Raw genomic sequence first — 12,633 nt, 5'->3', positions numbered from 1 at the left:
CCTAGCTCCGCTAACAATCTATATTTGCTAATGGTCCTTTGATTCTAACATTCGCAAAGTGATCGCTGAGACGGGATGCGAATGTTAGAATCGGACCACTAGTCGTGACATCGGCCCAACCAGATCTGTTCACCCACGCGCTGCTGCCTGAGAATTTTCTGCGCTGGTTTGCCTCGCGCGGCTGGTCGCCGCGGGCGCACCAATTGGCCCTGTTGGAAAAGGCGCGCGAGGACCGCTCGGCCCTGCTGATCGCGCCGACCGGCGCCGGCAAGACCTTGGCGGGCTTCTTGCCGACGCTGGTGGAGCTCTCCGCGGGGGCTCACCTCCCCCTGAAAGGGGGAGGTCGGCGGGCGGAGCGCGCCGGGAGGGGGTCCGAAGAAGTTGAAGCCGAGGACCCCCACCCCAACCCTCCCCCTTTCAGGGGGAGGGCGTCCGACCAGCGCAACGCTGTCATCTCCACCGGGCGCGGTGTGACGCGCAGCCGCGGCCTGCACACTCTCTATATTTCGCCGTTGAAGGCGCTCGCGGTCGATATTGCGCGCAACCTCGAAGCGCCGATTGCCGAGATGGGGCTGCCCATCAAAGTCGAAACCCGCACCGGCGACACACCGGTGTCGCGGCGGCAGCGGCAGCGGCGGTATCCGCCGGACATCCTGCTGACGACGCCGGAACAGCTCGCGCTGCTGCTGTCGTCGGACGACGCGCCGTTCCTGTTTTCCTCGCTTCGGCGCATCGTGCTCGACGAGTTGCATGCGCTCGTGACTTCCAAACGGGGCGATCTGTTGTCGCTTGGGCTGGCGCGACTATGGCGCCTCGCGCCCCAGATACGCGCCATTGGCTTGTCGGCGACGGTCGCCGAACCGGAGCAGTTGTCGCGATTTCTGGTGCCACAGCACGACGGCAATCCGCAATCCGCCGACGTCGTCGTTGCCGGCGGCGCCGCCGCACCTGAAGTCGAGATGCTGGACACGCGCGAGCGCCTGCCTTGGGCCGGGCATACAGCGCGCCATGCGCTCGGCGAAATCTACGACCTCATCAAGCGCAACAAGACCACGCTCGTCTTCGTCAATACCCGCAGCCAGGCCGAAATGCTGTTTCAGGACCTGTGGCGGATCAACGATGACGGGCTTGCGATCGCGCTGCATCACGGCTCGCTCGACGTGGCGCAACGCCGCAAGGTCGAGGACGCGATGACAAAGGGAAGATTGCGCGGCGTGGTCTGTACGTCGTCACTCGATCTTGGCGTCGACTGGGGCGATGTCGACCTCGTCATCAATGTCGGCGCGCCCAAAGGCGCCTCGCGGCTGATGTAGCGCATCGGCCGCGCCAATCACCGCCTCGATGAACCGTCGCGCGCGGTGCTGGTGCCGGCCAATCGTTTCGAGGTGCTGGAATGCGCCGTCGCGATCGATGCGGTCAGCGAAAATGCGCAGGATACGCCGCCGCTTCGCACCGGCGCGCTCGACGTGCTGGCGCAGCATGTGCTGGGCTGCGCCTGCGGCAAGCCGTTTCTGTCGGAGCAGCTCTATGACGAGGTGCGTACCGCCGCGCCTTATGCCGAGTTGAGCCGCGTCGATTTCGACGACGTGGTCGATTTCGTCGCGACCGGCGGCTATGCGTTGAAGACCTATGAGCGTTTTGCCCGCATCAAGCAGGACAAAAACGGCTGCTGGCGCGTGACCAACCCGAAGGTGCGCCAAAGCTACCGCCTCAATGTCGGCACCATCGTCGAAGAGCCGATGCTGAAGGTGCGGCTGGTGCGCTCGCGCGCGGGCGGATCGGGTTCGACTGGCGCGATTGCGCGTGGCGGCCGCCTGCTCGGCGAGATCGAGGAATATTTCATCGAGGGCCTGTCGGCCGGCGACACCTTTGTGTTCGGCGGCGAGGTGGTGCGCTACGAGGTGCTCGCGGAAGACCAGGTCTACGTCTCGCGCGCCAACGATTCCGATCCGAAGGTGCCGTCCTATATGGGCGGCAAGTTTCCGCTCTCGACCTATCTGGCCGAACGGGTGCGCAAGCTTCTGGCCGACAAGCGAGCCTGGAAGGGCCTGCCCGATCAAGTCCGCGAATGGCTGTCGCTGCAGGCGCATTTTTCGCGCGTGCCTGAGGCGCGCGAGCTGGTGGTCGAGACATTCCCGCGCGGCAACAAGCATTACCTCGTCTGTTATCCGTTTGAGGGACGCCTGGCGCATCAGACGCTCGGCATGCTTTTGACGCGGCGGCTGGAACGCCTGCGGGCGCGGCCGCTCGGCTTTGTCGCCAATGAATATGCGTTGGCGATCTGGGGGCTGGGCGATGCCTCGTTCATGATCCGGCAGGGCAAGCTCGACCTGAACGCGCTGTTCGATCCCGACATGCTGGGCGACGATCTCGAAGCGTGGCTTGCCGAATCCGCGCTGATGAAGCGCATGTTTCGCACCTGCGCCCTGATTTCCGGGCTGATCGCGCGGCGCTTCACCGACGAGGAGAAAACTCGCCGTCAGGTATTGTTCTCGACCGATCTGATCTACGACGTCCTGCACAAGCACCAGGCGGATCATGTGCTATTGCGCGCGGCCCGCGCCGATGCGGCGGCCGGCTTGCTCGATCTCCGCCGGTTGGGTGATATGCTGACGCGAATCAAGGGACGAATCACGCACCGGGAACTCGACCGCGTTTCGCCGCTGGCGGTGCCGGTGATGCTGGAAATCGGCCGCGAAGCGGTTTATGGCGAGGCGTCCGACGAGCTTCTGGCGGAAGCCGCCGAAGAACTGGTCAGGGAAGCGACGGGGTAGAGACGTCGCACGGCGCTCTCTCCGCTCCCTCCCCCCTTGCGGGGGAGGGTCGGGGAGGGGGGTAGGTGTAAGGAGCAACGGCGCTGACGATCTCTTTTAATTTTACCCCCACCCCCAACCCCTCCCCGCAAGGGGGAGGGGAGCTCACCATCGCTGGCGTCGAAATGTCCGCCGATCTTTCCGGCGCGCTGTTCTGGAAAGAGCAAAACCTGCTCGTCGTTTCCGACCTGCATCTCGAGAAGGGATCGAGCTTTGCCGCGCGCGGCGTGTTGCTGCCGCCTTACGACACCGTCGCAACGCTGAGCCGTCTTGCGTCCGTGGTCGCGCGCCTCGATCCGAAAATCGTGATCGCGCTGGGCGACAGTTTTCACGACCGCAGCGCCCATGAGCGCTTGTCGTCGCCGGATCGTGAGGCGATCGTGGCGCTGCAGGCGCGGCGGGACTGGATCTGGATCTCCGGCAATCACGATCCGGCACTGCCGTCCGATCTCGGCGGCACCGTTGCGAGCGAGGTCGCGATCGGGGAGATCGTGTTCCGCCATGAGCCGACGGGAGCGGCAGGTGAAATCGCCGGCCATCTTCATCCCAAGGCGCGCGTCGCCACGCGGGCGCGCTGGCTGGAACGGCGTTGTTTTGCAAGCGACGGCGAGCGCGCAGTGATGCCCGCCTTCGGCGCCTACACCGGGGGTTTGAGCATTCGCGACGAGGCGTTTGCGAAAATCTTTCGCAAGCCAGGTTTCATGGCGCATGTGCTCGGCGACAATCGCCTGCACACGATCGCCGCCTCGCGGTGTTATTGATAACCTCACGGTAAGAAGCCGCCAACGGGCACGGTGTCGCAAAACCCGGGCCAGCCGCTCCCTTGGCACAGCCGCTGCCCCAATAAATTCAAGAGGTTGCCGGATTGAGGCCGCACTGTGACCTAGGTCGGGTTCGAAGGTCGTGCCGGGTGGGGGCGCAACCCGGAGATTCCATGTCCGGCCATTGGCGCTTTTTCGTAGCGGCTTGTCTCTTTGCAGGCCTCTCGACCTCGCCTGCATTTTCGAATCCCTTGACCGACCTGTTCAACCCCGCTCCCAAAGAAGCGGCAGCACCTGCTCAAGCTCCCGCTCCAGCGAAAGAGGCGTGCGCGTTGCGGCCCGGGAGTTCGGCGGCGCCGGGCCAGCACTGGTTCTATCATCTCGATGGTCACCGCAGATGCTGGTTCCAGGCCGCCGATGCGACTCATTCGGTGAACAAGCCGGTCCATCATTATGCCGCAAAGCGGCCAGTCATCGCTCCCGAGGAGAACAAGGTCGCGCTGCCTACAAAGACGGTTATGGATGCGCGGGATCAACTGATGAGCGCCGCACCACCGGCGGACGCATCTCAGCCGACAGCGCCTGCGCCCACGGCGGTCGATGCAGCGCCCGTGCCCGCTGGCGGCGCCGCGATGGTCATGCCGGCGGCACCTATCGCTGCCCAGCCTACAAATGATCCGCTCACACCCGACGAGGCCACGCCACATCATGTCGACGTAGAGATGCTGTTGGCGGATTCTTCGCTCGACAAAAACACGGCGGTCTCCTCCGTGCCTCCGGCGGCTCCGGGCGTTCCTTCCGTTCCGCAGGCGGAGGAGAACCACTGGGAATTGACGGCAACTCGGGCAGGGGTGGTGCTGATCGCGCTGGGCCTCTTCTTCCTACTGGGATCGCTGCTGGCCGGCCAATTCCGTGATCCGGGAGTGTCGCCGATTCGCCGGGCGTAAGTCATGACCGAGACGGCGCGACGCCTGATCGGAGTGCCGGCTGATTTGCACGGCCGTCCAGCCCCTCGCGCAAAAATATTTTGCTCTACCCGTCGGGCAAATCATCTCTACAAGCCTGCGCCATCCTGCACCCGTCAGAGGGGCGTATCGCGATCGTCACGAACGTTGGGCGCAGGATGCGATGGACGCCGGCAGCGCACGAGACGGATGTGTTGCCGCGGACGACGAAGCCGTGTGGTCTTGACGCCTCGACGCTGGCGTGAACTCGCGACAATGCTTTCGCATTGCGCGGGGACGGTGACAAAGAGCCCGATCGCCGGAGAGAGCACGGAGTAAGTCGTAAACCGTCGCGCAGGGAGTGCCGGAATGTTTCGGCGAACCTGTGGTGACTAACTCGTGTGCTTTCTACTCTTTGCGCACGAGGCCGCGGGCGCGCTGAGCGCCCGGCATTCCCTGCGCCCTCGATCTTTCGAGGGACGATGTTCGAGCAAGACTCAAGGCGAGATCGCGCCGTGAGAACGCGAACCCGTATTCGCTGTTTGAAAAAGTCTGTCGTCCCGGCCAAGCGAAGCGCGAGCCGGGACCCTAATCACCGACGTGTGTTATTGCGATGGCTGTGGCCTCAAGGCCCCGGTCCTATGCCGCCTTCGCCTGCACCGTGCCGCAGAATTCGGCCAGGCGATCGGCGAGCCGCAGCGTCGCCGGGCTCGCATCGGGCGAAGCGACCAGTGCGACTTCAGTGCGGTCGATCGGCGAAAAACCGTCCTTGCTCGTCAATACGCAATGATCGGCCTGAATCGACATCTCCGACAGAATCCCCAAGCCCATGCCGGCGGCAATCGCCGCCTGAATGCCGGCAAGGCTCGAACTCGAATAGGCCATGTGCCAGGTGCGGCCAACGCTTTCCAGCGCGTGGATCGCGCCGGCGCGATAGAGGCAGCCGACCGGAAAACCGATCAGCGGTACCGAGCCAGCTTTCGCGTCGATCGGATGGCTCTTGCTGGTGACCCAGTGCACGCGCTCCGGCCATACGGCAATGCCGCCCTTTTCGCCGGCGGTGCGCTTGAACAGCGCGAGGTCGAGATCGCCGCGCTCGAGATCGCGCTTCAGGTTCATGCTTTGGTCGGCGCGGACATCCAGCCGCAGACCGGGATGCGAACGCGAAAAGGACGCCAGCAGCTTGGCCAGCCGATAGGCTGCGAAATCCTCGGGCACCCCGAGCCGCACCGCGCCTTCATTACCCGGTCGGGCCAGCACGTCGCGGGCCTCTTCCTCCAGGGCGAGAAGCCGCCGCGCATAGGACAACAGTTGCTCGCCGGCTTCGGTCAGCGTGACGTCTTTGCCGTTGCGAACGAGAAGCGGCTGGCCGATGTCATCTTCCAGCCGCCTGATCTGCTGGCTGACGGTCGACTGGGTGCGATGAACGCGCTCGCTGGCGCGGGTGAAGCCGCCGGCGTCCACCACGGACACAAAACTGCGCAAAAGCTCCAGATCCAGCATGAAAGTAACCCATTCGTTTTTCCACTGGATGCCATCTTATTATTTAATTTCCTAATGACAAGGGGAGGGCCTACATCGGTGGCCAAGGAGAATTGCCATGTCACATGCCACTTCGTCGGTCGCTGCCCCGGTCGCGGTACCGCGCCCTCGCTTCAACTCGCTCCCGCTCCTGATCGTGCTGTTCTGCCTGCTCTGGAGCTATGCCTTCGTCGCCGGAAAAATCGGCGTCACCTATTGCCCGCCGCTGATCCTGCTGGCTGCACGCTTCTCGCTGGCCGGAATCCTGATCCTCGGCTTCGTCGCGTTGCGCGGCGAGCGCTGGTCGTTATCGCTGCGCGATACGCTGGCGTTCGCCCTGATCGGCATCGCCAACAACGCGCTTTATCTTGGGCTCGGCTATACCGGCTTGAAGAGCGTGTCCGCCGGTCTCGGCGGTCTGATCGTCAGCGCCAATCCAATCTTCACGGCGGTGCTCGCAGCCCTGCTGCTGAACGAGCAGCTGACCTGGCGCAAGGTCGGTGGCCTTGTGCTCGGCATTCTTGGCGTCGGCCTGATCGTCTGGCATCGCCTGTCGGTCGGCATCGACAGCCTGCACGGCATCTTCTTCACCTTTGCCTCGCTGGCTTCAATCGTCGCCGGAACCATCCTGTTCAAGCTTCTGGCGCCGAAGGGCTCGCTCTGGCTTGGCAATGGCGTGCAGAACCTTGCCGCCGGCGTTGTCCTGGCCCCGATTGCTCTCACGTTTTCCAGCGTCCACGACATCGTTCCGAACATGCAGTTACTCGGCGCGTTCGCGTTTCTTACGCTGGGCGGCTCGGTGCTGGCCTATGTGATCTGGTTCCACCTGCTGCGGGTCTGTGGTGCGACCGCCGCAAGCGCTTATCACTTCCTGATGCCGCCGCTCGCGATGCTGTTCGCCTGGATCGTGCTGGGCGAGCATGTCGCTTTCCGTGATCTCCTGGGCATTGTTCCGGTAGCGTTCGGTATCTATCTCGTCACACGTCCGGCCGCGGCCACGACGTCTGCTGTTTCGCGATAGGAGAGTTCGATGTCTTCGCTCACGCTCACCCTGATCGGCGGTCCGACCGCCCTGATCGAAATCGACGGCTTTCGCCTGCTGACCGATCCGACCTTCGATCTGCCGGGGAAGTATCAACTGCCGCATGTGACGCTTGAAAAGCTTTCCGGGCCCGCGGTGGCCCTGGAGGCGATCGGCGACATCGACGCGGTGTTGCTCAGCCACGACCAGCACGCCGACAATCTCGACGAATCCGGCAAGCACTTCCTACCCAAGGCGAAGCGCGTGCTGACCACCGAGGCGGGCGCGAGGCGGCTCGGCGGCCACGCAGAGGGCCTGGCGCCCTGGACATCCACGGAATTGTCGAAGAACGGGCGCTCGCTGACGATCACGGCGACGCCGGCGCGCCATGGCCCGCACGGGATCGAGCCGCTGTCGGGCGATGTGATCGGCTTTGTGGTGGCGCCGAAGGACAGCCGTCCGATCTATATCAGCGGCGATACCGTCTGGTATGACGGCGTGGCGGAAGTGGCGCGGCGCTTCAAGGCAGGAATCGTGCTGCCGTTCGCGGGCGCGGCGCAGACCCGCGGTCCGTTTCATCTCACCATGGACGTCAACGACACGATCGAGACCGTGCGCGCTTTTCCGGATGCGTTGATCGTACCGCTCCATACCGATGGATGGGCGCACTTCAAGCAGAATGCGGGCGATCTGCGCACGTCCTTCGATGCGCTCGGATTCGGAGCGCGCCTGAAGCTGCTCGAGCCCGGCGTAGCAACCGTGATCGAGTTGCCCCGCTAGGCGGGCTGCTTGTCCGGGATGCCGGCCACAGTTTCGGCGAGCGCCGGCTGGATCGACGGAGAGATGATATTCTCTTCAAGGCCGGCATCGTCTTCGCTGACGCGGCCGGCCCCGCGGTTGACGGCGATCATGATGGCGCAGACCGCATAGAAGCCGACGCCGATCGCGTAGGTGTTGGAAATGCCGAAAGCGATGGACAGGGCCATGCCGAGCACTGACGCGAGCATCGATGTAATGCCGTTGGCGCTCCAGAAGAACGGGAGCAGCTCCGAGCGGTCGCGCCAGACGCTCAGTCCGAGCGGGAACATCATCCCCATGCAGAATGCCGGCGGCGCAAGAAGTAGCACGGACAGCAGAATGCGGACGTCGGTGGCGGCCGATCGCGCCGAAGCGGTCAGCATCGGCGTCAACAATCCCGCCACGACAAGCGTTGCGAGGAGGGCGGCGGCCCGGCCGATCACGGCGCCCGGCCGAGGGTAGCGGCCGGCAACGGTCGTGCTGCCTATTCCGCTGAAAAGAAGAATCGTGAAAAGGACGACGGCAAGCCCATAGACGGGATGTCCAAGGAAGACCATCAGCCTCTGCATCTGCGATACTTCGATCAGCATGAAGCCCATGCCGATCGCGCAGAAATATGCCACCGGGGGCGTCAGCACCGACAGCGGCATCCGCCTTGCCAGCCGAAGGAACGGAACGACGATGTAATAGGCGCAGGCGCAAAGCGCCACCACGATCAGTATCAGCGTCATGCTGATCGCGGCGTTGTTGCTGGAAAGCGTCGCCGAGGGCTTGGTGATGAGATTTCGGAAGCGCTCCGTGAAGAAGAAGAACGGGTTGTCGTCGGTCGAAGGGGTGATGTTTTCGACCAGCGACGCGAAGAAAGCATTGTCTGCCTTGCCGGACATCAGCGTCGTGGTGATCGCGTCGTAAGCAACGTCCGGCCCGAGCAGAACCTTGAAGCCTTGCGCTTCGAGGTTCGTGCGCGCCTTGAGCCATTCGGCTGCTGTCAACGCGTCCGGGCGGGTAATCACGGTGATGATGTGGTCGACATTCACGGCGATAAGATGCTTGGAGAGCTCGGCCGCGGGCACGCCGCGGCGCTGCAGTGCGCTCGCCGCGATCGCGACAAGGCGGTGAAGCTCGACGCGATGGCTCTTGGAGTCAAACCAGCGCGATACCGACAGCATGCCGCCCGGTTTCAATGCCCGGTAAAAATCATCCCATGCTTCTACTGTATAAAGCCGGTTTTCGGTGAGCGTCAGCCCGCCGGCCGCCGTTGCCGCCCAGGTATCGATCAGCGAAATCTGTACGAGGTCGTAGCGCCCCGAGGAGTGGTTGATGTAGCTGCGGGCTTCGGCGTTGACCAGGGATACACCGGGCTGACGGTCGAGATGGCCCGAGAAGTCGGCGAATTTGTCGGTAAGGACTTCGACGATCGCAGGATTGATCTCGATCCCGCGTATGCGCCTGGCGCCGAAGAGCAGCGCGGAAAGAATGTCGCGGCCGCCGCCGACACCGACGACCGCGACATCGGCGACCGGTTCGACCTGATAAGCGGCATTGATGACGTCGTCCTTCAGGTAAGCCAGCTTGTTGATGTCGCCGTCGTTGCGCGTGATGACGGTGTTGGCACCCGCATCGATATCGAGGATGTGCTGATTGATCCGCTTCTCGGGTACATGAGCGAAGCCCCAGCCGAACGGCTCGGACTCTCCGAGCCCAATGACGCGGATGCGGGAGTACGTATTCCAGCGCTCGAACAAGGTCCCCATCTGCTGAACGCCTTTGGCCCAGAACACGCCGAGATGGCTCTTGCCGGACAGATCCAGGCCGGTGTGCATGGCCGTGACGACCGCAAGCGTCAGCGCGACCGCGCCGCTCAGCCGCGCGCTGCGGATGTCTGCGCTGCCCCGCGCCATGATCCAGCCGGCGGTGGCGGCAAAGGCGCCGATCCCCATCGTTGCGCTGACGGGGTCTATGACGAGCAGCAGCAGGATCACGCCGATGCATCCGAGCGCCGCTCCTGCAAGATCGGCCGCATAAAGCCAGCCGCCGCTATTGGGCAGGCGGGTCAGCAGAAGCGTTATGCAAACGCCGCTTTCGGTAAAGGGCTTCACAAACGCGATCGTCGCGATGCCCAGAGCTATGGTCACATACTCGGCGGGAACCACCAGCGGCACGCAGAGAAACGCAACCATCGCGCCAACGCCGGTCATCGCAAACCATGCGGCGTGCCTCGCGAACTCCACCCCAATGCGCTCCGGAGTGTAACGGGCGGGATTCTCGTAGACCGCCATCGCGCCGCGGGTAAGCCCGAGCATGGCGAGTGAAATGGCGGCAAACGCGAAATGGTAATACAGCATCACGCTGAAGAATCGCGTGATCAGAATCTGGTAGGACAGCGTCGCGGTGGCCAGTGCAAATATCGCAAAATAGCAGCGGCCTGGAATTCGGGGGGATGCTTGCAAGGTAGGATCCTTGGGTGGGTCGCGACCAATCCGCGAAGCAATCCGCTTCCTACGATACCTTGCATAATGTTTGCTTAAGAGCGCGGGCGGATTGTCCCGCCGTCCGGTAGCTCCGCTTTAGCGATGGCCAAAGGCGAGAAAGGCGATGGCGCTGGAGCCGGAGCGCTAATCCTTGCGGAAGACGATCGAGGCCATCCAGCCGGTCATCAACGCCATGAAGGCCGTGAACATGCCGTAGACCAGCCCGTCCTGACGGGCTGACGTGGCGACGAATTGCTCGAAACCGACCTTGACGATGTCGAAGGCGGTGTCGGTGCGCGTGATCAGGGCGCCGTCGGAGAAAAGCTTGATCTCGACCGTGTAGGTGCCGATCGGCACGGCGGCCGGCAGCGGAATGCCGGTCCGGAACAGCGTTGGCGTCAGAAAGGTCACGGCCGACGTCTCTTCGCGATAGAGGCCGTGTTCGTTGCGCAGCCGGACAAAGGCGCTGCGGAAGGCATCGTTGGGTACGACGTCGCCGTAGTCGGTTCCGACGCGCTGCGTAAGCAGCACGTTGTTGAGGCCGAGCTGCTGCCGCCGCTCCACGTCGGGTGAGGCGATCGCATCGAACGGGCGGTTCGAGAACAGCGCGAGATAAGCCGGTACCTGGATGAATTCGCGGTAGTCCGTATTGACCCAGATGCCGAATTTGCGCTCCTTGCGCCGCGTCACCATGTCGGCGCGCGGTCCGATGACGGTGACGACGAGATCGTAGCTGTTGCGGCCAGGCGGCGTCGAAGCGTCCTTCTCGACGGAGCCGAACAGCACCAACTCCTCGCCGGAATAGGCTGGCGTGACGGTGACGCGGTGGTTCGAGACCGAGACGATCAGCCGTTCCGCGCGTGACGGCCGCGCGATACCAGCCATGCCGATCACAAGCATCGCCGCGAAGGCCGCGCGCAGGAGGCATCCGCTCATGCGGCGCCTCCGGCTTCGCGGATGGTGAAGAGATCGTCGGGGCGGATCACGAGTTCGTAGGCAAACCGGATGCCGACCGCGAGGATCAACAGCCCGAGCAGGAGCCGCAAATGTTCGCCGCGGATCTTCTGCCCGGCACGGGCGCCGAACTGGGCGCCGGTAACGCCGCCAGTCATCAGGACCAGTGCCAGCACGGCGTCGACCAGATGGTTGGTGGCCGCATGCAGGAGTGTGGCGAACACCATGGTGACGAGCGTCAGCACCATGGAGGTGCCGATCACGGTCGACGTCGGCACCCGCAGGAAATAGATCATGATCGGCACGAGGATGAACCCGCCGCCGATCCCCATGATGGCGCCGATGAATCCGATGATCAGGCCGACGCCGACCACGGGAATGACGGACAGATAGATCTTGGAACGCTTGAAGCGCATCTTGAACGGCAGGCCGTGCACCCATCCGTGGCTGCCGGACCGGCGCAGCGACACCGCCATGCCACGGCGGACGCGAAGCATCGAACGCAGGCCTTCCCAGAACATCAGCCCGCCGACGGTAGTGAGCAGCACGACATAGGAAAGCGCGATCATCAGGTCGAGCTGGCCGAGCGAACGCAACAGCGTGAAGGTCCAAACGCCAAGCGCCGTGCCTATCGTGCCGCCGCTTAACAGTACCAGCGCGAGTGCCGGATCGATGGCGCGGCGGCGCCAGTAGGTGATCGCGCCGGAAAAGGACGAGGCCGCGATGTGGCTGGCGACGGAGGCAACCGCAACCGACGGCGCGATACCGATGAAGATCAAAAGCGGCGTCATCAGAAATCCGCCACCGATGCCGAACATGCCCGAGACGAAGCCGACCGCCGCGCCCATGGCCAGGATGAGAAAAACGTTGACCGGAATGTCGGCGATCGGGAGATAAAGCTGCACGCGCGTCGTTTCCGGATTGACCGCAAGGGCGGCCGAAACCGCCCATGGCCTGGTCTCTTGAAAGTGCGGAACTAATGCTCCGATTCAAACATCGGCATATCTTCTGAGCCTGCATAGCCGAAATCGGCAACTGTAGGGATTAAAGAATTTGCACGCTGTGCTTTTTTTCTGCTCGCGGTCGCGTAACTTCCGGCTTGCTGAAAATAACGGCTAACGGCGCGCCGCTGCGGTCGGCGAGTTCTCGAATCGATCCCGGCGGTCTTCGCGATCGTGATCCCGCAACCCAAGCCTCGCGAGCGGTCCTGACTAGTGCTCCGATTCCGAAGTTCGTATCATATTGCGGCTCCACGTTTACGAACTTCGGAATCAAAGGAGCACTAGCCAATTATGTGATTCTAGTGCGGTTTAGAATTTGAAGTTCCTATGACGAGGTTACCGCGAAACT

Annotated in this window: 8 protein-coding genes and 1 pseudogene; 5 read left to right on the top strand and 4 right to left on the bottom strand. The window is 63.3% G+C overall.

From position 1 onward, the window contains the following. Window positions 1-104: 104 nt before the first annotated feature. The 3 genes and pseudogenes from M6D32_RS21780 (at window position 105) to M6D32_RS21770 (ending at window position 4,521) form a co-directional block, all read left to right on the top strand. Window positions 105-2,774: pseudogene (locus M6D32_RS21780) on the top strand (ligase-associated DNA damage response DEXH box helicase). Between the two features lie 89 nt (window positions 2,775-2,863). Continuing rightward, entirely contained in the window at window positions 2,864-3,574 is a 711-nt protein-coding gene (gene pdeM / locus M6D32_RS21775; RefSeq protein WP_298260163.1) for a ligase-associated DNA damage response endonuclease PdeM, read from the top strand. Window positions 3,575-3,825: 251 nt separating this feature from the next. Further along, entirely contained in the window at window positions 3,826-4,521 is a 696-nt protein-coding gene (locus M6D32_RS21770; RefSeq protein WP_298260109.1) for a hypothetical protein, read from the top strand. Window positions 4,522-5,157: 636 nt separating this feature from the next. On the opposite strand, the gene M6D32_RS21765 is transcribed toward M6D32_RS21770, so the two are convergent. Then, window positions 5,158-6,021, bottom strand: a complete 864-nt coding sequence (locus M6D32_RS21765) for a LysR family transcriptional regulator (RefSeq protein ID WP_298260107.1) — start codon at window positions 6,019-6,021, stop codon at window positions 5,158-5,160. A gap of 97 nt (window positions 6,022-6,118) precedes the next feature. On the opposite strand from M6D32_RS21765, the gene M6D32_RS21760 reads away from it, so the two are divergent. After that, on the top strand, window positions 6,119-7,060 hold the full coding sequence (locus M6D32_RS21760; RefSeq protein WP_298260106.1) for a DMT family transporter: 942 nt from the start codon (window positions 6,119-6,121) through the stop codon (window positions 7,058-7,060). Window positions 7,061-7,069: 9 nt separating this feature from the next. Then, on the top strand, window positions 7,070-7,840 hold the full coding sequence (locus M6D32_RS21755) for an MBL fold metallo-hydrolase (RefSeq protein ID WP_298260104.1): 771 nt from the start codon (window positions 7,070-7,072) through the stop codon (window positions 7,838-7,840). Here the strand turns inward: M6D32_RS21755 and M6D32_RS21750 are convergent. The 3 genes from M6D32_RS21750 to M6D32_RS21740 form a co-directional block, all read right to left on the bottom strand. Beyond that, on the bottom strand, window positions 7,837-10,308 hold the full coding sequence (locus M6D32_RS21750) for a hypothetical protein (RefSeq protein WP_298260102.1): 2,472 nt from the start codon (window positions 10,306-10,308) through the stop codon (window positions 7,837-7,839). The two genes, M6D32_RS21755 and M6D32_RS21750, sit on opposite strands and share 4 nt — an antisense overlap. 165 nt (window positions 10,309-10,473) lie before the next feature. Further along, the gene (locus M6D32_RS21745) at window positions 10,474-11,265 is read right to left on the bottom strand and encodes a TIGR02186 family protein (RefSeq protein WP_298260100.1); all 792 of its coding nucleotides are present in this window, start codon (window positions 11,263-11,265) and stop codon (window positions 10,474-10,476) included. Next, a complete protein-coding gene (locus M6D32_RS21740) occupies window positions 11,262-12,188 on the bottom strand; it encodes a sulfite exporter TauE/SafE family protein (protein ID WP_298260099.1) in 927 nt (308 codons plus the stop codon). Before M6D32_RS21740 ends, M6D32_RS21745 begins: the two co-directional genes overlap by 4 nt. Between the last annotated feature and the right edge of the window lie 445 nt (window positions 12,189-12,633).

Origin of the sequence: Bradyrhizobium sp., from assembly GCF_027307225.1 — a bacterium.
Classification (GTDB): Bacteria; Pseudomonadota; Alphaproteobacteria; order Rhizobiales; family Xanthobacteraceae; genus Bradyrhizobium.
This window is presented reverse-complemented; position numbering and strand designations above follow the sequence as displayed.

Bases quoted from the DNA above. Each gene is read 5' to 3' on its own strand.
- M6D32_RS21765 (WP_298260107.1), bottom strand. From the start codon at position 6,021: ATGCTGGATCTGGAGCTTTTGCGCAGTTTTGTGTCCGTGGTGGACGCC.
- M6D32_RS21760 (WP_298260106.1), top strand. From the start codon at position 6,119: ATGTCACATGCCACTTCGTCGGTCGCTGCCCCGGTCGCGGTACCGCGC.
- M6D32_RS21755 (WP_298260104.1), top strand. From the start codon at position 7,070: ATGTCTTCGCTCACGCTCACCCTGATCGGCGGTCCGACCGCCCTGATC.
- M6D32_RS21745 (WP_298260100.1), bottom strand. From the start codon at position 11,265: ATGAGCGGATGCCTCCTGCGCGCGGCCTTCGCGGCGATGCTTGTGATC.